The sequence below is a fragment of the Stenotrophomonas sp. SY1 genome (assembly GCF_021202945.1).
Classification (GTDB): domain Bacteria; phylum Pseudomonadota; class Gammaproteobacteria; order Xanthomonadales; family Xanthomonadaceae; genus Stenotrophomonas.
The window spans coordinates 30,626-50,728 of sequence record NZ_JAJOYR010000002.1; the positions used below are offsets into that span (position 1 = coordinate 30,626).

Sequence of the window (20,103 nt, forward strand, 5' to 3'; positions counted from 1 at the left end):
AGATGGAAGACAAAGTCACTCCGCTGCCCGCCCGCGCGAACGTGCCGCCGCTGCCCGCCGAACCGCTGGCGAGCCTGCCGTTCGAGCAGACCGAACAATTCCAGAGCGTGCTCTCGGCCGCACATGAGTACCTGCTCAACCACGTCGAAGACCAGCGCGTGGACATCGACTCCTGGTCGCCGGAAACGGTAGGCCGCTACGTGCAGTCGCAGACCGCCGCCTTCGTCAAGGAATGGAAGATCCCGGTCAACGCGCACGAGATGGAGGCGGTCGCGCGCGCCCTGCAGAAGGAACTGACCGGCTTTGGCCCGCTGGACGACCTGCTGCACGACCCGGAGATCGAAGACATCCTGATCAATGGCTACCGCGACGTGCATGTCTCCAGTGGCGGCCAGCTGCGCCGGGCCACACAGCGCTTCAGCGATGACCGCCACCTGCTGCGCATCCTGCGTCGGATCATCGCCCCGCTTGGTCGCCGCCTGGACGACTCCAATCCGATGGTCGATGCGCGCCTGCCCAACGGCGGCCGCCTCAACGCGATCATCTCGCCACTGGCCGTGGACGGGCCGATGGTGTCGATCCGCAAATTCCGCAAGGACCCGTTCACCCCGGACGAACTGCTTGGCCGTGGCGCGTTCGACAAGCCGATGTATGCGCTGCTCAACGCGATGGTGCGTGGACGCTGCAACATCCTGATCTCCGGCGGCACCAGCTCGGGCAAGACGTCACTGCTGAACGCACTGGCGGCGTTCATCCCGCACAACGAACGCGTCATCACCGTCGAGGACACCGCCGAACTCTCGCTCAATCATCCGCATGTGGTGCGGCTGGAAAGCCGCCTGGGCGGCTTTGACGGTGCCGGTGCGGTCAGCATCCGCGACCTGGTGCGCAACAGCCTGCGCATGCGTCCGGATCGCATCGTGGTCGGCGAAGTGCGTGGCGCCGAAGTGCTGGAAATGCTGCAGGCGATGAACACCGGTCACGACGGTTCGATGGCCACCATCCACGCAAATTCGCCGCGCGACTGCCTGTACCGGCTGGAGATGCTGGCCGGCTTTGCCGGGTTCCAGGGCAGCGAGGACAGCCTGCGTCGGCAGATCGCCAGCGCCATCGACTTCATCGTGCAGATCTCGCGGCTGGGCAGTGGCCGTCGTGTCATCACCTCCATCACCGAGATCACCGGCGTCAGCGACAACATCATCACCAGCCAGGAGCTGTTCAAACACGAAGCCTGGGTGGACGGCGACAGCCGCGAACGCGACCGCTGGGTGGGCCTGGGCTTCCACCCGCACTGCCACAAACTCGAACCGTTCCGCCAGGAACTGCGCGAGGCCAACATGGCGGGGATGGCCTGATGTTGCCGCTGCTGCTCGGCAGTTCCGCGCTGCTGCTCGTCGCCATCGCGATGGGGCTGTGGTGGGGGCTGGCCACGCGTGCGCAACAGCGCGCGGCCGCCGAGCATGCGGAAACCCGCCTGTCCAATACCAGCCCGCAAGGCGCGGCCGACCCGGCCGCGGCACAGCGCAAACCGGTGCGGCGCTGGGCCGAGCTGTTGCGTCGCGCCAGCCTGCCCGAATCACCGCGCACGCTGGTGCTGCTGGCGCTGCCCGGCGTACTGGCTGCGGTCGGCACAAGCATGCGCATGAACTCGGTCCTGTTCGGGCTGTTCGTGCTGGCCCTGTACCTGCTCGGTGCCGGCCTGTGGCTGCATCGCCGCATCGAGAAGACCCAGCAGCGGCTGATCTCGCAGATGCCGGACTTCCTGGAAAACATGGTGCGCATGGCCGGCATCGGCAACAGCCTGTCGATGGCTTTCCAGAGCGCTACGCAGAACGTGGATCCGCCGCTGCGGCCCATTCTGGACAACGCCCTGAGCTACACCCGCGCCGGCATGGACCTGGACCGCGCCCTGCAACACGCCGCCCAGGCCTACCGCCTGCGTCCGCTGGAAATGTTGGCGGTGATCCTCGGCACCAGCATCCGCATCGGCGGGCGTAGTGACCAGATCCTGCAACGCATGAGCGACTTCATGCGCGACCTGGAAGAGGTCCAGCGCGAATTGCAGGCCACCACTTCCGAAACCCGCATGTCCGCCTGGGTGCTGGGATCGCTGCCGGTGCTGGCAGCGCTGTTCATGGCACTGCTGAGCCCGGACTTTTTTCAACCCATGCTGCATGACCCGCTTGGCAGGAAGATCATGCTGATCGCGATCCTGCTCGAAGGCGTGGGCGCATTCGCGCTGTACCGTCTGGCCAAATCGCTATGAACCTGCTGCTGTCACTGTCGCTGCTGCTGGTGGTACTGGCGCTGCTGCTGGCCACTGCCGGGCTGTTGTATCGCGGTCGCCGCAACCAGCAGGCCAACGTCGCGCTGCAAAGCGCGCTGGACCACAAGAAGCCCAGCGCCGAAACAACCGACGCCCCGCGTGGCTGGTGGCAACAACGCCTGGCCGAGCTGGCCGCGATCGGCCAGCACTTCGATGGCAGCCGCATCCAGAAGGCACTGTTGGCACCGGAAGACCGGCTGCTGCTGGAGCAGGTCGGCTGGAACCACAGCAACGGCACCGCCATGTTCCTTGCGCTGCGCATCGTGCTGGCCCTGTCGCTGCCGGTGCTTGGCCTGCTGCTGGTGCGTCCGCAGGGCAGCCAGGCGCTGATCGTGCTGCTGGTCGGGTTCGCGCTGGGCATCCTGCTGCCCAAGCTGATCCTGCGCACTTGGGCCGGGCGTCTGCGGCGCAAGGTCAACGAGGAACTGCCGCTGCTGATCGACCTGCTGCGGTTGTTGCAGGGCGTGGGTTTCAGCATCGACCAGAGCCTGCAGATGATCGGCGAGAAGCTGCACATCGCCATACCGGTGCTGGGCAAGGAGCTGCAACTGGCCAACACCAGCTACACGCGCGGACGCAGCCGCGAGCAATCGCTGCGGCGTCTGTCCGAATCCTTCGGCAACGACGATCTGCGCAGCCTGATCCAGATGGTGCTGCAGGTTCACCAGCACGGCGGCGCGGTACAGGAGCCGCTCAAGCAGTTCGGCATGCGCCTGCGCGAACAGCGCCGGATGAAGATGAAGGAAAAGGTGGGAAAGCTGTCGGTGAAGATGACCGTGGTGATGATGCTCACCCTGCTGCCGGCGCTGATGCTGGTGCTCGGTGGCCCGGCCATCATTTCGCTGGCCAACGCGATCAAGGGGATGTGATGCGCACGCCGAACTATCTGCTCGTCCTGTTGCTGCCGCTGCTGGCCACCGCCTGCGGCCCGCGCGCGGCCTACAAATCGCCACCGCCGGAACCAGCGCTGGTGGAAACCCCGCAGAACGATCGCGCCATGTATCTGGACCTGCTGCGGCAGATGCAGGACCAGGGCGCCTACTTCGCATCGCTGGCGCACATCGATGCGTTCCGCCAGCGCTTCGGCGACAGCCCTGAGCTGCGCGTCCTGCAAGCTGATGCGCTGCGCCAGACCGGCGAGAATGCCGCCGCCACCCAGTTGTATCGCAGCCTGCTCAAAGGCCCGCAGTCCGCATCGGCCTGGCACGGGCTGGGGCTGATCGCGGCCAGCGACAACGATCTCGCCCAGGCAAACCAAGCACTGCGCAACGCGGTGCAGTCCGATCCGCTCAACGTCACCTACCTGGGCGACCTCGGCTTCGCGCTGCTGCAGTCGGGCGACACCGAGGCGGCCCGCGCACCACTGGCCAAGGCAGCCGAACTGGCACCGGGCAATGCACGCGCGGTGTCCAACCTGGCGCTGTGGGCACTGCTCAGCGGCCAGTCGTCGATGGCCGAGGCCATGATCCAGCGCGCCAACCTGCCCAACGCCACGCGTCAGGAGATCCATCGGCTGGCGCAGACCCTGCGCCGACCGGCAGCGGCCAGTGCCGGCCCGCAGCCGCCACTGGCTGCGCAGCAATCCGCATCGGCCACCGCGCTGCCGCCCTTGCCACCGGGCTCGATGCTGGACCGCTTCAACCCCGCCGCCAAGCCACAGGAGCTGATCCAATGAACATGCCTCGTCGGTTCACCTCCGCGCTGCTGCCGGTTCTGTTCGGCTGGGCAGCGCTTGCCTCCGCACAACATTCACCGTTGATCGAACGCATGGCCGACCCGCCGGCTAACACCACCACGCAGACAACCAGCGCGAACCAGCCGTCGACTGTCGCCGTCGTCAACAGCAACCCGACGCGCGCACAGATCGGTGACACCACCCGGGCCCTGTTGCAGCTACAGGCCGACGGCAGCCGCGCCGGAAACGCCCTGCCGATGCTCGGCGAAGCCGCCAGCCGCAGCTACCAGCGCTACCTCAACAGCTTCGACCATCCGATTCCGGAGTACTTCGAAGCCACCCTGCCAAGTTCCGAACAAGGTGGCGGCAACTGAGGGCGCCATGAAGCCAGACACGCATACGGACATGGCCTGCCCTCTGCCGCATGCGGGCTTTGGCTTTGGCTTTGGCTTTGGCTTTGGCTTCGGCTCTGGCTTCGGCTCCAGCTCTGGCTTCGGCTTCGGCTTCGGCTCCAGCTCTGGCTTTGGCTTTGGCTTTGGCTCTGGCCCCAGCTCTGGCCTCAACTCCCTTCTCCCGCTGGCGGGAGAAGGTGCCCGGAGGGCGGATGAGGGCAAACGCGCAGTGCGCGACAAGCGCAGCGCACCGCGATATCCGATCCCACCGCCCCCTGCATACACAACAGAGAAATCCAACCCACACTTGGAAACCGCGCCATGAACCACAGCGGCGTCCATGCCCGCCTCCGCTCCCGCCACGGCGACCAGCGCGGCGGCGCAGCCGTGATGATGATGCTGTTGCTGCTGGGCCTGGTCGTGATCCTTGGCCTGGTGGAAGTGGGTTACCTGTTCTGGACCAAGCGCGATGTGCAGAAGACCGCCGACCTGGCCGCACTGGCCGGCGCGCAGCGGCTGGAGCAATGCACCACCGACTATCGCGACAACCTGGCCGCGCGCCGCAACGCCCTCACCGACAACGCCTTCAGCGGCACGCTTGCCATCGATTGCGGTTACTGGGGCGCGGAACTGCCGGCCGACGCGCGCTTCGTTGCCATCACCGCCAGCCGCCCGTTGAATGCCGTGCGTGTCACCGCATCACGCCAGGCCATCCCCTTCCTCGGCCAGCTGGGCGCCATGCCTGTCATCAGCGCCACCGCCGTGGCCCGGCGCACGCCACCGCAGGCTGCCTTCAGCGTTGGCTCGCGCCTGCTCAACGTCAACAGCAATACACCGCTGCAAGGGCTGTTGCGGCTGGTCGGCATCGACCTCAACCAGACCCAGATCGGCAGCTACCAGGGCCTAGCCAAGGTGAAGATTACTCCGCGCGGCCTGCTCGAAGCGCTCGGCGTGCACGTGAAAGCCCACATCAACGCCGGCGAACTCAACAGTCTGCTGGCCGCCAACCAGATCAGCGTCGGCCAGCTGCTCGATCTCATGGCCACCGCCGCCAATGAACAGGGCGTACTCGGTGTTGGCGTCGGCCTGCTGAAGCAGGAACTGGCGCGGGTTGGCCTGCGCGATGTCATGGTGCAACTCGGCTCCACCGCAACCAGCAACGGGCTGTTCGCCAACATCGTCGGCGGCAGCCAGGCGGCCAGCGGCGCACTTGACCTGGACCTCAATGCGCTGGAACTGATCGGCACCAGCATTTCCATCGCCAATTCCCGGCACGCGGTGGAAGTGCCACAACTGAACCTGCTGGGCCTGGTGCAAGCCAAGGCCAGCGTGGTCGAACCCGCTTCGATTGCGATCGGCCCGGTCGGCACCACCGCCTACAACAGCCAGGTGCGGTTGTTCCTGGATATCGACTCCAAGCGCATTCCCGCGCTGGGCGCGGTGTTGGACTGGCTCGGCACCCGCATCAGGCTACCCACCTACATCGACGTGATCGATGGCTTCGGCCGGCTGGAAGCAATCAACTGCAACGCGCAACCGGCAACGGCCACGGTGGACGTCACCAGCGCCATCGCCAACATCTGCGTCGGCAAGGCCAGCACGCCCTGGGACTCGACCCGCGAGCTGTGCCGCACCGGGCTGGCCGACGAACAGTTGATCACCCTGTTCGGCGGCAACGTGCTCACCAAGAAGATCGCACTCGATGCGCTGTCACAGCGCGACCAGCTGGTACTGAGCGAGGGCCAGACCGGCACCGTCAAACCCAACGACCTGCAGGTCGGCACGCTGGTGTCCAAGCTGGTCAATGAACTGCTCGGCACGCTCGGCGCCTTGTTCGCACCCCAGGGCAACAATTCCGAAGCAGCCAAGCAACTGGCTACCCAATATCTGGAAGCCACCAAGGTCAATGGTTTCTACAACCCCGCCAAGGTCGTCGACGCCCTGCAGAACGGACACGACGCCGCTGCAAACCAACTCGACCTGCCGGCGCTGGGCAACTGGACCACCGAGATTCCCGGCTGCAAGAACATCGTGCTGGTGTGCATTCCCACCAAGGAGCAGGGCAATGTCTGGGAAGGTTTCAAGCGCGAGACCGGCATCAGTGACAGCAGCCTGGTGGGCGGTCTGCTGGACGTGCTCGGCATCACCGCCTGCGATGGCCTGATCACCGGCCTGCTGCGCTACAACGATTGCGTGCGCGACTCGCTGGCCAAGTATCTGCAGACCAAACCCGGCGGGCTTTCCGGCAGCGGCGGCTACAACCCGGCCACCGGCGGCGGCAGTTGTTCCAGTGTGCTGTGCGTGCTGATCAAGCCAGTGATCGAGCAGGTGCTGCGGCCCTTGCTCGACGCCGTGGGCAAGCTGCTGTCGGTCATTCTTTCCGACGTATTGGGCTTGCAACTGGGCCGCACCGACGTGCACATGCAGTCCATCCAATGCGGCCGCGGCCAGCTCGTGGAATAGGCCAGCGACCATGTCATCCGAGCCTTCTACGAGGCACTTTCTGACGCATTTCTGCGTGCTATGCTCGCCGCCATCCCGTGCGCAGTCTTCTGATGCGACGGCCATCGCAATTCGGGGGAATTACGAAGTCCTATGAGAAGCATCGAGACACTGCCGGCCCGGTTGTGCTGGGCAATGCTGGTCGTAACCGGCCTGGTAAGCGCCGCCCCCGAAGCCCAAGCCGGGCGTTGGCAACGCGGTGAGGCGGCCGTCCCCGCCGCACCGGCCAACAGCGAGGATTCGGCCATCGGCAACACCGTGGCCGATCTGCAGCGGTTGATGAACAACCGCGAGCTGACCGAACTGCGCACCACCTACAACGGCAACTACGGCGCCAGCCTGTTGTTCCATGCCGATTCGCTGAACTACTACGTGGCGCTGTTCCACGAGAAGGAGTTCTGGCGCGTGATCCGCACCGAGTCGGTGGAGAACGCCGAGTCGCTGTACCTGACCTTCGCCGAGCAGACCAAGCAGTTGGCCCAGGTCTACCTGGATACTGTTCGCCTGCAGGCCGGCAAGGCTTACAGCGAGAAGCTGGTGAGCCTCAACGAACGGCGCCTGCGCGGGCTGCAACAGGAAGTGGAGCAGCAGCGCCAGCAATCGCTGCAGGTCAGCAACGCCATCCAGGAGCGCAAGCAGCAGGCGGTAGCCCTGAGTTCGGACCTGCGCGCCACCAATTCGCAGCTGGATTCGCTGAACAAGCAGATCCAGGCCTTGCAGGCACTGCAGGTCAACCCGGAGCTGTCGCTGCCGGCTGCGCCGAGCGTGGCCCCGTCCGCTGCCGCGGTCCCCGCGCAGACCCAGGACCTGCCGCCGCAGCCTTGAGCGCTGCGGCCCCTTCGCAGGAGCGGCTTCAGCCGCGAAGCTGACCGTGCCGCCCGAACCATCGGGCAATCCACACTCACGGGCAGGCGCTCAACCGGCGTCTGCCCGGCTTCGCGGCTTACGCCGCTTCTGCACACAGCATTCCCCAGCAATCTGGCGGTTGAGAACCTGGCTGTGCGTCGCCATAAAGGGAACTCCTGTCCCGTCAGTCATCAAGCCAGCCATGAGCGATCTCCCCCACGTATTCGAGGCCACCACCGAAACCTTCGAAGCCGAAGTCCTGCAGAAATCGATGCAGACGCCGGTACTGGTCGATTTCTGGGCCACCTGGTGCGGGCCGTGCAAGACCCTCGGGCCGATCCTGGAAAAGCTGGCCGGCGACTATCACGGCGCCTTCGAACTGGCCAAGGTGGACGTGGACAAGGAGCAGCAGATTGCTGCCGCCTTCCAGATCCGCTCGGTGCCCACCGTATTCCTGATCAAGGATGGGCAGATCGTTGATGGTTTCCCCGGTGCGATGCCGGAGGGCCAGCTGCGTGAATTCCTCACCCAGCATGGCGTCACCCCGCTGGAGGCTCCGGCCGACGTCGCTGCCGAACCCGAAGCGCTGCCACTGGACCCGCAGGCCGAAGTGGCGGCCCTGCGCGAGGCCATCACCGCCGAGCCGGACAAGGCCGAACTCAAGCTCGACCTGGCCCTGGCCCTGCTCAAGACCGGCGCCACCGATGAGGCCGGGGAACTGCTCGACGCCCTGCCCGCCAACCTGGCCACCGATGATCGCGCCATCCGCGCCCGCGCCCGCCTGGATTTCGGCAATGCGCTCAAGGATGCCCCCACGACCGAGGCACTGGCAGGTCGCGTGGATGCCGACGGCAATGATCTGGAAGCCCGTTACCAGCTGGGTATCCACCACCTGCTCGGCGGCCAGGACGAAGCGGCGCTGGAGCAGTTCCTGGAAATGCTGCGCATCGACCGCAGCTTCCGCGACAGCCTGCCGAAGAAGGCCCTGATCGACGCCTTCCGGGTCATCGAGGATGAAGACCTGGTGGGCCGTTACCGCCGCAGGATGTCCTCGCTGCTGTTCTGACCCTCCCTGCGTTCAGGTTTGCGGGGAGCCTGACGGGCGATAATTGTGACGTTCATCATCGTGATGAGCGCGTCGTAGCGCCCCGCTGCGACGCTCGGGGGATGGGGATGCCCGGTGCTGCCGGGCGCCATGTTCCCGTGCCTTAGGATCTGGAAGCCCGTGCCATCGCTCAATCCGCGGCTGTTACGTTTGAACGCCCTGTTACGGGCCGCGCTCGTCGTCCTGTTGCTTGCCTGTGTCTTCCCTGCCACCGCCCAGGACTGGAGCTACCGGGTACGCCCGGGCGATACGTTGTGGGATCTGGGCAGCCGCTACCTCAAGCCCAGCGTTTCATGGCACTCGCTGCAGGCGCACAACCGCGTCGCCAACCCTTATCAACTGCCACCTGGACAGACCCTGCGCTTCCCCATTGCATGGTTGCGGGTGGAGCCGGCGCCGGCCCGCGTGCTGGCCGTGCGCGGCCCGGTGCAGGTCAGCGCGGCACACCTGAGCAGCCGCGCCGTGCAGGAAGGCATGACCCTGGGAATCGGCAGCCAGATCCAGACCGGTGCCGATGCCAGTGTGACCCTGGTCTTCGCCGATGACTCGCACCTGCAACTGCGCGAGAACTCGCAATTGCAGCTGGATCAGCTCAGCAGCTACGGCGACACCGGCATGGTGGATACCCGCATCCGCCTGCAGCGCGGTCGCAGCAGCAACCGGGTGACACCGGCGCGCGGTCCCGCTTCGCGTTACATGATCACCGCCCCCACCGCGACCAGCAGCGTGCGCGGCACCGTGTTCCGCGTCAGCGCCGGCAACGGCGCGCAGCAGGCACCGGCCACCGAAGTGCTGGAAGGCCGCGTGCAGGTCGGCAACCGTGGTGGCGATGAGCTGGTCGACTCCGGCCATGCCACGGTCAGCAGTTCGGCCAGCCAGGCCCCGGCCAAAGCGCAGCCGCTGTTGCCGGCACCGCAGTTGGACCCGGCCCGGCTGCGGCTGGAATCGCTGCCGTTGCTGGCCGCCTGGCAACCATTGGCCGGTGCTTCCGGCTATCGCGTCGAAGTGGTGCAGGCACAGGCGCCGGAAGTGCTGCTGTTTGCCCGCGATACCGCCACCCCGGAACTGCACATCGACGACCTGCCCCCCGGACAACTGCGCCTGCTGGTACGCGCAGTGGCCGCCGATGGCACCGAAGGGCGCGATGCCGAGCGTGATTTCCCGGTTCCCGATGGCCCGCAACCGCCGTTGACGCTTGCGCCACTGCATGGCCAGACCGTGCACCAGCCGCAGCCCCGTTTCGAATGGGCGATGGTTCCCGACGCCGCCGCCAGCGTGGTGCAGGTCGCCAGCGACGCGTTGTTCCTGCAACCGCTGGTCGAGCAGCAGACCCGCTCCAACCGCCTGCGCCCGAAGACCGAACTGGCACCGGGCAACTACTTCTGGCGCGTGGCCTCACTCGATGCGCAGGGCCAGCGCGGCCGCTTTGGCCAGGCCCTGCCGCTGCAGGTCAGCGACGCGCCGGTGGACCCGCAGCTGGAATCGGCCAAGGCAGCCAAGGGCTACTTCACTCTGCGCTGGCAGGCCGGCGAACCCGGCCAGCGCTACCGCGTGCAGGTCGCCCGCCGTGGTGACTTCAGCAAGCCGCTGCTCGACCAGGAAACCGCCACGCCCGAAATCGCACTCAAGCGCCCCTGGCGCGGCGGCACCCTGCATGTTCGCGTGCAGACCATCGACGATGACGGCTATGCCGGCGCATTCTCCCCCGTCCAGCAGGTCCGTCTGCCGTGCGGGCTTTGCTATGGCGCCGGTGCCGGCGCCTTGCTGCTGCTGGCGCTGTGAGAGCGCTGCGCCTGCGCTGGCTGCACCGCCTGCTGATCGCTACGGTGATCGGCCTGCTGGCGGGCTGGGCCAGCCAGGCGCAGACGTTCTGGCAGGTAGACGAAAAACTGTATGACCAGCTGGTCGGCAACTGGGATTACCCGCCCGACCAGCAATTGCTGATCGTCGCCATCGATGACCGCAGCCTGCATCAGCTGGGCCAATGGCCGTGGCCGCGCAGCACCCACGCACGGCTGCTGGATCGGCTGACCGACGCTGGCGCAAAGCGGGTTGCGCTGGATCTGATGTTCCTTGAGCCGGACCGCGGCGATCGGCAGCAGGACATCCTGCTGGCCCAGGCCATCGCCCGCAACGGCAAGGTGGTGCTGCCGGTACTGGCGGTCGCACCCAGCATCGAAGCGGTTCCGGAAGAACTGTTGCCGGTGCCGGAAATCGCCGCAGCAGCAGCGGGCCTTGCACACACCGACATCGAGATCGACGGCGATGGCGTGACCCGTGGCCTGTACCTGAAAGCAGGGGTCGGTGAAGCGCACTGGCCGGCACTGGGTGCGGCGCTGGCCGGCAGCGGCGAGCCGTTGCCAGGCCTGCTCGGACCGCTGGCAGATGTGCCTTCGCCATATCAGTGGCGGCGCGACAACTATGTGCGCGTGCGCTATGCCGGCGCGCCGGGCACCTTCGCGCAGGTGTCCTACAGCGACGTACTCACCGGCCGGGTGCCTGCTGCGTTGCTGCGCGACCGGTTGGTGATCGTCGGCATGACCGCCAGCGGCGTGGCCCCGCGCCTGCTCACCCCCACTTCGCACGAACGCTGGATGAGCGGCAGCGAGTACCAGGCCAACGTCGCCTCGATGCTGCTGGGCAAGCACACGCTGCTCCCCCTGCCACCATTGGCGCAGAGCGGCATCGTGGCGCTGCTGGTGATGTTGTGCGCATTGGGCATGACCACCGCAATGCCGCCGTGGCTCACCGCCTGCATCGCCGTGCCCGCACCGCTGCTGTTCGGCTTCCTGTTGCTGCACGGATTCAACCTGTGGTTCGCGCCGGTGGCGGCAATGGCCGGCATCCTGGCCCTGCTGCTGGGCTGGGGCCTGTGGCAGATGCGCTACTGGCGGCACCAGGCCAACCGCGACCCTCTGACCGCACTCGCCAACCGCATGCGCTTCGAGGAAACCCTGCGCATGGAAACCGACGCTGCCCGACGCAGCGGCCGACCACTGAGCCTGGTGCTGATCGACGTGGATCACTTCAAGTCCTACAACGACACCTACGGCCACTACATCGGCGACCGCATCCTGCAGCAGGTGGCACAAACCATCGATCAGCTGGCCCGCCGGCCGCGCGACCTGGCCGCTCGTTTCGGTGGTGATGAGTTCGCGCTGGTATTGCCCGACACTTCGCAGGAAGGCGCCGTACAACTGGTCCAGACCCTGCTCACCCATGTCCGTGAGCTGGGCATCGGCGTGGACCGCGGACGCCAGGCGCGGGTGAGCGTCACTGTCGGCATCCACACCGCCATGGCTGGCACCAGTGAGCTTCCGGCCCGCTTGTTCGAGGCCGCCGACGCCGCCCTGTACCTGGCCAAACAGGCCGGTCGCGACACCTTCCACGCCAGCCCGTAACCCCGCTCTTCATAGCGCGGCCGCCCGGCGGTCCGCAGAACGCCCTGTCGGGGCAATGCAGCGCCACTGCAACGGGCAGACGCGACTTCAGGCAATGCAGGCATGGCCGGCGCCTCAGCGATTGCGGATATCCGCTCAGCCTGAGCTCCCACCAACCTCGCGGCTGAAATCACCCCGCCGCTGGCGCTGGCCTGGGCCTGACGAAGCTCCGTCGGGCCGTGCCAACACCCTCACCATACGCATGCGAATGCTAGACTCGACTCCCCTCTCGCCCCATCTCCGTTCGCAATGAAAGCCAGCCTGTTCCGTCGCGGCATCAACCTGTGGCCGCCCTTCCTGTTTGCCGGCATCCACGTCACCGACATCAGCGACGACTACCGCTACGTGCGGGTCGAACTGCGCCAGCGGCCCTGGAACGTGAACTATGTACGCACCCATTTCGGTGGCAGCCTGTTCGCAATGACCGATCCGTTCTGGATGCTGTGCCTGCTGCGCAACCTGGGCAGCCGCTACTACGTGTGGGACAAGAGCGGCAGCATCGATTTCGTCAAACCCGGCCGTGGCGTGGTGTGGACCGAGTTCCGCCTGGATGATGCCACCCTGGCCGAAGTCAGGGCCTCCACGCTCGATGGTGGCAAGTACCTGCACTGGTTCGAGAACGACGTGCTCGACGCACAGGGCGAAGTGGTGGCGCGGGTGCGCAAGCAGGTCTACGTACGGCTCAAACCCGAAGCACGCGCGCAGAGCTGAGTTCCATCCGCCGCTCCAGACGGCGCGATCAACGCCTGGACGCGGTGCCCGGCAACGGCACCGAGAAGGCCGCGCCGTTGTCCTTGGCGTAGTAGGACGCAACCTGCAGGCTGGCAGCATCACTGCCCAGCAACAGCGGCCGCTCTCCCTCGCGCAAGCGCGCCGGCATCTGCAGCAACGCCGTGCTCGCGTCGGCCTGCGGGTTCGCCCGCAGCCACAACAGCGCTTCAGCCAGGCGCAGCCGTGCACCGCCATCCTGCAGAGCCAGGCCGTAGCGGTCATACGCCGGTGCTGCAATGCTCGCCACCATGCAGCCGGCCGCGTTGGCCGCGCACTCCAATCGCCAGATACTGCGCGGCACGGACGTCCATGACGGGGGAACATCTGCCTGCACTGCTTCTGCCGTGCGCGAACTGCAGGCCCCGGCCATCGACAGTGCAATCAAGCCATCGGTTTTCCGCTTGTCCCACACCAGCCACTGCAAGCGCTGCGGCGCAACCTGGACACCACGACTGACCATCGCGAATTCGCCGCGCATCGCCGGGCACTGACTCAGCGCCTGCGGTTCCACTGCGACAAACACGCCATCGCAGGCCGCCGGCAAGGGATGATCCAGTGGCAGCTCGGCCAACACCGATGCCAGCAGCTGCACATTGCCGCCGATCATCGCCGCGCCCACATTCGCCGGCAGCAGACCGTCGCTATGCGAAATCAACACCTTTGCCGTGCGCACATCCGCGCAGATGCCTGCCAGCGCCGCGTCGCTGCGCCCCTGCACATGGGCCAGCGCATGGGCCGGCAGTGAACGCTGCAGCAGAATGAAATTCGGCATCGGCAGGCGCGCGTCGGCGACGAAGCGGTTGCGATAGTGACCCGCGCCTGACAGGGCGCTGATCCGCGCCAGCAATCCCTGTTGCCCCGCCAATGCCGCTTCCACAGCGGCCGGATCGGCACGGACCCGGGCCAGGCAATCGCCCCCGCGCCATCCGCACAAACCCTGCATCTGCGGCACCTGACCATGAGGCGCCTGCGCAACGCTTGCGACATCCGCTGGCAGCAACGGCACATCGATCGGACGTTCGGCCAGACGCTGCATCTGCTCGATGTCTTCGGCCAGGATCGCAGCGCGCTCGGCGTCGGACACCTCCTCCAGGCCCAGCAACCACAGCCCATCGAAGGCATTGCGGCCCGGCGCTGGTTCGGCAGCGGAGTGGTGCAGCAGCGCCAACGCCTGCTGCTGGGCGGCGGGTATCGGCATCAGCCGCGACACCGCCCACACGCCGGCAACCAACAGCAGCACGGCCAGCAGCGATCCCAAGCCCCAACGTAGTGCTTTCAACACAGCGTTCTTCCCCTGCATCCGTCCCTGAACCGGGCCGAGCTTATCCGGCCCCGACAGACCGCTACAATCCGCACATGTCGCCCGATGCCGTTTCCCCCTCCCCCCGTCCCTCCCTGCAACGTCTTTTCCTGACCGGCCTGCTCACGCTGTTGCCGATCTGGTTGACCTGGGTGGTCGTCAAGTTCGTATTCGTCCTGTTGTCGGGCATCAGCAGCCCGCTGGTAATTCCACTGTCCGAACGCATCGCCGCCTCATTCCCGCACTACCTGGGCTGGATCAAGGTGGAGTGGATGCAGGACATCATTGCCCTGCTGGCCACCATGCTGGTGATCCTGGCGGTGGGCATCCTCAGCCGCCGCGTGATCGGCCAGCGACTGCTGCGCTGGTTTGGCGCGATAATCCGCCGCATCCCGCTGGCCAGCATCATCTACGACAGCGCCAAGAAGCTGCTGGACATCCTGCAGACCCAGCCGGGCAGCACCCAGCGCGTGGTGCTGATCGACTTCCCGCACCGTGACATGAAGTCGGTGGGCCTGGTCACCCGTGTCATCCGTGAAACCGGCACCGGCCGCGAGCTGGCCGCCGTGTACGTACCGACCACGCCCAACCCCACCTCCGGCTATCTGGAGATCGTGCCGGTGGAACTGCTGACCCCCACCGACTGGACGGTGGACCAGGCCATGAGTTTCATCATCTCCGGTGGCGCCGTCGCCCCGGAAACCGTGCCGTTCACCCGCGCCGGCGACAGGACCTGAACGTCCGGGCGTGAACCGGCAACCCGGGGGCGGGGAAATCGCCCCCGGAACGTTCCACAACTGACATCCAGCACGATGAATGGGCCGGCACCGAACCCGGAGCTTGTCGCCCGGAAGCTTCGCCGGGAGTACAACAAGCTGCATCAGCGAACGCATTTAACGGCTTCGTAACGGCACCAACAGAAAGGTGCCGTGTCCTGGTACCACGCGGCTGGTCGTGCCCGCCGTTATCGGGCAAGCTCCCGAGCCTGTGTGTACCCGGAACCACCGATGTCCTTTAGTCCGCTCCGCCTTCTGGCGCTCGCCATTGCTTCAATCCTGATCCTGCCTGCCGCTCCAACAGCGGAGGCCGCCAAGAAGAAGACCCAGCGCACCACCACAACGCAGGCCCGGACTGCCAGACCGCGTGCGACGCCTCGCCCGGCCGCCCGCCGCGCCACACCGGCACCGCTGCCGATCCGCCAGGACAAGGCGCAACAGCTCAACCGCATCTACGACGAGTACTGGGACGCCTCGATGCGGATCAATCCGCTGCAGGCCACGTTCCAGGGTGACAGCCGCTTCAACGACCAGCTGCCCAACTTCCTGTCAGCCGCGTCGCGCCAGCAATCGCACGATTTCATGGTGCAGTGGCTGGGCAAGGCGGAGAAGATCGGCCCCGAGGGCCTGCAGGGCCAGGACCTGCTCAGTTACGAAATCTTCGTGCGCGATGCGCAGGTGTCACTGGCCGCCGAGAAGTACCCGAGCTGGATGCTGCCGATCAACCAGTACTACAACCTGTCCAGCATCATCGCCGTGCTCGGCTCCGGTGCGGGCGCGCAACCGTTCCGCACGGTCAGCGACTACGAGAACTGGTCCAAGCGCTCACTCGGCATCGCGCCGCTGTTCGACCAGGCCATCGACAACATGCGCCAGGGCATGCGTGCCGGCGTGGTGCAGCCACGCGCGTTGATGGAGAAGGTACTGCCGCAGCTGGATGCGGTGATCAAGCCGACCGCCGAGGAAAGCCTGTTCTGGGGCCCGATCCGCAACCTGCCCGAGGACTTCTCCGCCGAAGACAAGGTGCGCCTGACCGCCGAATACAAGCGCATGATTGAGTATCGGATCATGCCGGCCTACCGCTCCCTGCGCGGTTTCATCGCCACCGAATACATGCCGGCCACGCGCCGCACCGACGGCATGGGCGCGCTGCCCAACGGCCAGGCGTGGTATGCGCACAACGTATCCAGCACCACCGCGCCCGGCCGCACGCCAGCGGAGATCCATGCGCTGGGCGAACAGGAAGTAAAGGATCTGCAGGCGCAGATCGCTGCCGTGATGAAGGAGGCCCGGATCCGCGGCAGCATCCAGAAGACCTTCGATGCGATGCGCAGCGACCGTCGATTCGTTTTCAAAGACCCCGACGCCCTTCTGGCCCAGTACCGCCAGACCGGCCAACGTGTCGACACCGCGTTGCCGGCACTGTTCAACCAGCGCCCCAAGGCCGCGCTGGAAATCAAACCGGTGGAACTGGAGCGCGCACTCACCGCCAGCGCCGCGAGCTACCAGCCTGGCAGCGCCGACGGCCAGCAGCCGGGCGTGCTGTACGTCAACACCAGCGACCTGCCATCGCGCAAACGCTGGTCGGTAACCCTGCAGTATCTGCACGAGGGCATCCCCGGCCATCACTTCCAGCTCGGTGCACAGCAGGAACTGGCCGCGCTGCCACGTTTCCGCCGCCTGGGTGGTGACGTCGCCTTTGTCGAAGGCTGGGGCCTGTACGCCGAGTCGCTGGGCCAGGAGCTGGGCCTGTACAACGACCCTTACGATCACCTGGGCTACCTGCAGACCACCTTGCTGCGCACGGTGCGGCTGGTCGCCGACACCGGCCTGAATGCCGCCGGCTGGAACCGTCAACAGGCCATCGACTACATGCAGAAGAACGCCGACATCTCCGCATCGGATGCGGCATCGGAAGTGGAGCGTTTCATGGCCCTGCCGGGGCAGACGTTGGCGCATCGTGTCGGTGAAATCACGATCCAGCAGCTGCGCGACAAGGCCAAGGCCGCGCTGGGTGAGCGCTTCGACGTGCGCGAGTTCCACCATGAAATCCTCAAGGACGGCTCCATGCCGCTGGATATCCTGGAAGCCAAGATCGACCGTTGGATCGCCAGCAAAAAAGCCTGAAGTCTGGTCAGCCCCTCTCCCGCCTGCGCGAGAGGGGTTTGGGTGGGGGAAAGCTCTGAGACGCCGATCAGATCACCCGCTCAACACGCCACTGAAGCACGCCATCACAAACCAAGGAGCCCGCATGTTCCGCTGGATACCCCGACTCGCCCCGCTGTGCCTGTTCGCGTTTTCCACGGCAACTGCCGCTCCCGCAGTAACCCCTCCCGATCCCGGCATCGATGCGCTGATGCAGCGCTATGACGGCCAGGTGCCCGGCGCCTCGGTGCTGGTGCTCAAGGACGGCCAGGCGGCTTTCCGCCGCAGCTACGGCCTGGCAGTGATGGAGGACGGCACCCCCAGCACACCGGCCAGCAATTACCGGCTGGCCTCGGTGAGCAAGCAGTTCACCGCTGCGGCCATTCTGCTGCTGGCTGAAGATGGCAAGCTGTCCATCGACGATCCGCTCAAGATGTGGCTGCCCAGCCTGCCGGCCATTGCCGACACGATGACCTTGCGCCAGCTGCTCAGCCACACCAGCGGCCTGCACGATTACGAAGAGCTGATGGACCCGGCCGACACCCGCCAGGTCCACGACATCGATGTGCTGCATCTGCTGGAGAAAGAGAACCGTAGCTACTTCGCACCGGGCAGCAACTACCGCTACAGCAACAGCGGCTATGCGCTGCTGGCGTTGGTGGTCGGCAAGGCATCGGGCAGCGACTTCGCCAGCTTCCTGCGCCAGCGCATCTTCCTGCCGCTGGGCATGAAGAATACCTACGCGCACCAGGATGGCGTGGACGATGTGCCCAACCGCGTCTACGGCTACAGCCAGATCGACGGGCGCTGGCAGCGCACCGACCAGAGCACCACCAGCGCGGTGCTGGGCGATGGCGGCATCTACTCTTCCATTGATGATCTGGCCAGGTGGGACGCCGCTTTGTACGACGAACGCCTGCTGCGTCGCAGCTCATTGCAACTGGCCTTCAGCCCGGCGACGAAAACCAACGAGCCGGACGTGCCGCACTATGGTTTCGGCTGGCGCATCAATGGCGATGCGTTGTGGCACAGCGGCGAGAGCATCGGCTTCCGCAACGTGATCGTGCGTTATCCGAAACAGAAGCTGACGGTGATCGTGCTGACCAACCGCAACGAACCAGAGCCTTATGCGCTGGCCATCGACATCGCCCGCCGCTGGCTGGATGCCGCCCGATGAAGCTGCTTGCCGGCATCCACCACGTCGCGCTGATCGCCTCCGACTACGCGCGGTCACGTGATTTCTATACGCGCATTCTCGGGCTCGAAGTCATTGCCGAGAATTTCCGTGCCGAGCGCAACTCCTGGAAGCTGGACCTGCGCCTGCCCGATGGCAGCCAGCTGGAGTTGTTCTCCTTTCCCAGTCCACCAGCGCGTCCAAGCCGGCCCGAAGCCTGCGGCCTGCGCCACCTGGCATTCCGCGTCGACAACCTGGACTCGGTTGTCGCCCACCTGCAAAGCGAAGGTGTGGATTGCGAGCCGATTCGCGTGGACGAGTTCACTGGACGACGTTTCACCTTCTTTGCCGACCCGGATGACCTGCCACTGGAACTTTACGAAGGCGGCTGAGCCTTTGGGCTCCATTGCCTTTGGCTTCATCGCTTTTAGCTTTATCGCTTCCCACTTTTGGCTTTTGGCTCCTGATCTGGCCCCTCTCCCATCTCATGGGAGAGGGGTTGGGGTGAGGGCCGCTTTGGCTTTGGCTTTGGCTTCTGTTTTCGACCATGCACAAACCAGTAGCCCGTAAACCGCATGCCATCACCCCGTGAACGGGAGAAGGGATCAGATCGGCGCATATGTATCCGTATGCCCTCACCCCACACGTCACATCCGCCACACCCGCACGTCCTATGACCTAGTGACTTCCGGCGCATTGCCCGTCCCGGGCCAGGCCGGAATGATGCTTCCATCATCCAAGGAGAGGTTGTCCATGCTGCAGATCCGTGGTTTGTCGAAAACCTACGCCAACGGCGTGCATGCACTGAAGGATGTCGACCTGGACATCCCGCGCGGCATGTTCGGCCTGCTCGGCCCCAATGGCGCCGGCAAATCATCGCTGATGCGCACCCTGGCCACGCTGCAGGAAGCCGACTCCGGCAGCGCCATACTGGCCACCGCCGACGGCGCCAGCATCGACATCCTCCGCGACAAGGACCTGCTGCGTCGCAAGCTGGGCTACCTGCCGCAGGATTTCGGCGTGTACCCGAAGGTCAGCGCATTGGATCTGCTCGACCATTTCGCCGTACTCAAGGGCCTGACCGCGCGCAAGCAGCGCAAGGAAGTGGTCGAAGGACTGTTGCAGCAGGTCAACCTGTGGGATGCGCGCAAGCGCAAGCTCGGCACCTATTCCGGTGGCATGCGCCAACGTTTCGGCATCGCCCAGGCACTGCTGGGCAACCCGCAGCTGGTGATCGTCGATGAACCCACCGCTGGCCTGGATCCGGAAGAGCGCAACCGCTTCCTCAACCTGCTGGCCGAGATCGGCGAGAACGTGGCGGTGATCCTGTCCACGCACATCGTCGAGGATGTCACCGACCTGTGCCCGAGCATGGCCATCATGAACAAGGGCCAGGTACTGCTGACCGGCCGCCCGGCCGATGCCATCGCCGCATTGCAGGCGCAGGTGTGGCGCAAGCAGGTGACCAAGGTGGCGCTGCCCGGTTACGAATCGCGCTTCACCGTGCTGTCCACCCGCCTGATGGGTGGGCACCCGGTGATCCATGTCTTCAGCCAATCGTGTCCGGAACCCGGCTTCGAGCTGGTGGAACCGGGCCTGGAAGATGTCTACTTCCAGCGCCTGCGCCTGCAAGCGCAAGCGGCCTGACGGA

Annotated in this window: 17 protein-coding genes; 16 read left to right on the top strand and 1 reads right to left on the bottom strand. The window is 65.8% G+C overall.

What is annotated here, in order from left to right; genetic code table 11:
* The first annotated feature begins 2 nt into the window (after positions 1 to 2).
* From LR961_RS11675 to LR961_RS11725, 11 genes are all read left to right on the top strand, one after another.
* The gene (locus LR961_RS11675) at positions 3 to 1,355 is read left to right on the top strand and encodes a CpaF family protein (protein WP_232149385.1); all 1,353 of its coding nucleotides are present in this window, start codon (positions 3 to 5) and stop codon (positions 1,353 to 1,355) included.
* The gene (locus tag LR961_RS11680) at positions 1,355 to 2,266 is read left to right on the top strand and encodes a type II secretion system F family protein (RefSeq protein WP_232149387.1); all 912 of its coding nucleotides are present in this window, start codon (positions 1,355 to 1,357) and stop codon (positions 2,264 to 2,266) included. The genes LR961_RS11675 and LR961_RS11680 overlap by 1 nt, the downstream gene beginning before the upstream one ends.
* Positions 2,263 to 3,195 (top strand): type II secretion system F family protein, encoded by a 933-nt coding sequence (locus LR961_RS11685; protein WP_232149389.1) that lies wholly within the window; start codon positions 2,263 to 2,265, stop codon positions 3,193 to 3,195. The genes LR961_RS11680 and LR961_RS11685 overlap by 4 nt, the downstream gene beginning before the upstream one ends.
* Positions 3,195 to 4,001 (top strand): tetratricopeptide repeat protein, encoded by an 807-nt coding sequence (locus LR961_RS11690; RefSeq protein ID WP_232149391.1) that lies wholly within the window; start codon positions 3,195 to 3,197, stop codon positions 3,999 to 4,001. The genes LR961_RS11685 and LR961_RS11690 overlap by 1 nt, the downstream gene beginning before the upstream one ends.
* Positions 3,998 to 4,375 (top strand): DUF3613 domain-containing protein, encoded by a 378-nt coding sequence (locus LR961_RS11695; protein WP_232149394.1) that lies wholly within the window; start codon positions 3,998 to 4,000, stop codon positions 4,373 to 4,375. The genes LR961_RS11690 and LR961_RS11695 overlap by 4 nt, the downstream gene beginning before the upstream one ends.
* A gap of 339 nt (positions 4,376 to 4,714) precedes the next feature.
* Positions 4,715 to 6,856 (top strand): TadG family pilus assembly protein, encoded by a 2,142-nt coding sequence (locus LR961_RS11700; protein WP_232149398.1) that lies wholly within the window; start codon positions 4,715 to 4,717, stop codon positions 6,854 to 6,856.
* A 174-nt stretch (positions 6,857 to 7,030) separates the two neighbouring features.
* On the top strand, positions 7,031 to 7,720 hold the full coding sequence (locus LR961_RS11705; RefSeq protein WP_232149404.1) for a DUF2968 domain-containing protein: 690 nt from the start codon (positions 7,031 to 7,033) through the stop codon (positions 7,718 to 7,720).
* A gap of 223 nt (positions 7,721 to 7,943) precedes the next feature.
* On the top strand, positions 7,944 to 8,807 hold the full coding sequence (gene trxA / locus LR961_RS11710; RefSeq protein WP_232149406.1) for a thioredoxin: 864 nt from the start codon (positions 7,944 to 7,946) through the stop codon (positions 8,805 to 8,807).
* Between the two features lie 189 nt (positions 8,808 to 8,996).
* On the top strand, positions 8,997 to 10,628 hold the full coding sequence (locus tag LR961_RS11715) for a FecR domain-containing protein (RefSeq protein ID WP_232149408.1): 1,632 nt from the start codon (positions 8,997 to 8,999) through the stop codon (positions 10,626 to 10,628).
* Positions 10,625 to 12,247 (top strand): CHASE2 domain-containing protein, encoded by a 1,623-nt coding sequence (locus LR961_RS11720; protein ID WP_232149410.1) that lies wholly within the window; start codon positions 10,625 to 10,627, stop codon positions 12,245 to 12,247. The genes LR961_RS11715 and LR961_RS11720 overlap by 4 nt, the downstream gene beginning before the upstream one ends.
* A 288-nt stretch (positions 12,248 to 12,535) precedes the next feature.
* Positions 12,536 to 12,997, top strand: a complete 462-nt coding sequence (locus tag LR961_RS11725) for a DUF4442 domain-containing protein (RefSeq protein ID WP_232149412.1) — start codon at positions 12,536 to 12,538, stop codon at positions 12,995 to 12,997.
* A 28-nt stretch (positions 12,998 to 13,025) separates the two neighbouring features.
* Here the strand turns inward: LR961_RS11725 and LR961_RS11730 are convergent, their stop codons facing one another.
* Positions 13,026 to 14,336 (bottom strand): hypothetical protein, encoded by a 1,311-nt coding sequence (locus tag LR961_RS11730; RefSeq protein ID WP_232149414.1) that lies wholly within the window; start codon positions 14,334 to 14,336, stop codon positions 13,026 to 13,028.
* 77 nt (positions 14,337 to 14,413) lie between these two features.
* On the opposite strand from LR961_RS11730, the gene LR961_RS11735 reads away from it, so the two are divergent.
* From LR961_RS11735 to LR961_RS11755, 5 genes are all read left to right on the top strand, one after another.
* Positions 14,414 to 15,094: a DUF502 domain-containing protein gene (locus tag LR961_RS11735; RefSeq protein WP_232149429.1), complete on the top strand. Its 681-nt coding sequence runs from the start codon at positions 14,414 to 14,416 to the stop codon at positions 15,092 to 15,094.
* Between the two features lie 270 nt (positions 15,095 to 15,364).
* Entirely contained in the window at positions 15,365 to 17,260 is a 1,896-nt protein-coding gene (locus LR961_RS11740; protein ID WP_232149431.1) for a DUF885 family protein, read from the top strand.
* A 124-nt stretch (positions 17,261 to 17,384) separates the two neighbouring features.
* Positions 17,385 to 18,455 (top strand): serine hydrolase domain-containing protein, encoded by a 1,071-nt coding sequence (locus LR961_RS11745; RefSeq protein WP_232149432.1) that lies wholly within the window; start codon positions 17,385 to 17,387, stop codon positions 18,453 to 18,455.
* Positions 18,452 to 18,844 carry a VOC family protein gene (locus tag LR961_RS11750; RefSeq protein ID WP_232149433.1) on the top strand — a complete coding sequence of 131 codons (393 nt, stop codon included), beginning with the start codon at positions 18,452 to 18,454 and terminating at the stop codon, positions 18,842 to 18,844. Before LR961_RS11745 ends, LR961_RS11750 begins: the two co-directional genes overlap by 4 nt.
* A gap of 361 nt (positions 18,845 to 19,205) precedes the next feature.
* The gene (locus LR961_RS11755; RefSeq protein WP_232149434.1) at positions 19,206 to 20,099 is read left to right on the top strand and encodes an ABC transporter ATP-binding protein; all 894 of its coding nucleotides are present in this window, start codon (positions 19,206 to 19,208) and stop codon (positions 20,097 to 20,099) included.
* Positions 20,100 to 20,103 lie beyond the last annotated feature (4 nt).